The following is a 1,342-nucleotide window of genomic DNA, read 5'->3' as shown; positions in this document are numbered from 1 at the left end:
GGGCAGGTGCTGCGCGGCCCGGACGGCGCGCCGCTGTGGCTGGTGCCGCCGGGGGCGAAGCGGACGCGGGCGGATGCGATCGGCCGGCACATGAGCTGGCAATTGCTGGACGAGATGCCGGACTGGGAGGAGCAGACCGACACGCTGCTGCTGCAACTGTCCATCGTCGGCACGATGTTCCGCAAGACCTATTTCGACCCGGCGCTGCAGCGCAATGTCAGCGAGACCGTGGACCCGCTGCGCCTGTGCATCGACTACCGGGCGAAATCCTTCGTCACGGCGCCGCGCATCACCGAGGAGATCGACCTGTATCCGTGGGAGGTAGAGGAGCGGATCCGCGCCGGACTGTTCCTGGACGCGGAGTATGGCGCCAACCATGATGCGGGCGAGGACGGGGACGCGCCGGTGACGTTCCTGGAACAGCACCGGCGGCTGGACCTGGACGGGGACGGGTATGCCGAACCCTATATCGTGACGATCGCGCGGGATTCCGGCCGGCTGGCGCGGATCGTCGCGGGGTTCGACCGCGAGGGGGTGATGTTCGGCCGCGACGACCACCGGGTACGCCGGATCGACGCGATCGGGTATTACACGAAATATTCGTTTATCCCGTCGCCGGATTCCGCGATCTATGACATCGGATTCGGCGCGCTGCTGCATCCGTTGAACGCGGCGGTGAATACCAGCCTGAACCAGATGTTCGACGCCGCGCACCTGGCCAATGCCGGGGGCGGGTTCGTGGGATCGGGGATGTCGCTGAATGGCGGGGCGGTGCGCTTTCAGGTCGGGGAATACAAGGTCGTGAACGCGCCGGGCGCGGCCTTGCGGGAAAACCTGGTGCCGCTGCAATTTCCCGGCCCGAATCCGGTCCTGTTTCAGTTGCTGGGGTTTCTGGTCGATGCCGGGCGGGAGATCGCGTCGGTCAAGGACGTGCTGTCGGGCGCGATGCCGGGCAGCAACGTGCCGGGGATTCTGGGCCTGGCGGTGATCCAGCAGGGGCTGAAAGTGTTCAGCGCCATCTTCAAGCGGATTCATCGCGCGCTGGGACAGGAATTTCGCAAGCTGCACAGGCTGAACCGGATCTATCTGCCCGACGAGGTGGGGTTTCGGATCGGCGCGTCCTATTTCCGGGTCGGGCGGGCGGATTACGCGCAGGGCGGCGGGGTGGAACCGGTCTCGGACCCCGAGATCGTGACCGACATGCAGCAGATGGCGCGGGCGAATTTCCTGCTGGGATTCAAGGACGATCCCTGGTGCGACGGGCGCGAGATCCGCAGGCGGGCCTTTGCCGCCGCCGCGATCGGCGAGGTGGAGCACGTGCTGCGCGACGCGCCGGCGCCGG

Annotated in this window: 1 pseudogene; it reads left to right on the top strand. The window is 67.0% G+C overall.

Annotated features, from left to right (window positions below):
- Nucleotides 1-1,342, top strand: a pseudogene (locus tag HUK84_RS18500) (co-chaperone GroES); the annotation flags it as partial.

It is taken from the genome of Nguyenibacter vanlangensis (assembly GCF_013376155.1).
Classification (GTDB): Bacteria; Pseudomonadota; Alphaproteobacteria; order Acetobacterales; family Acetobacteraceae; genus Gluconacetobacter; species Gluconacetobacter vanlangensis.
This window is presented reverse-complemented; position numbering and strand designations above follow the sequence as displayed.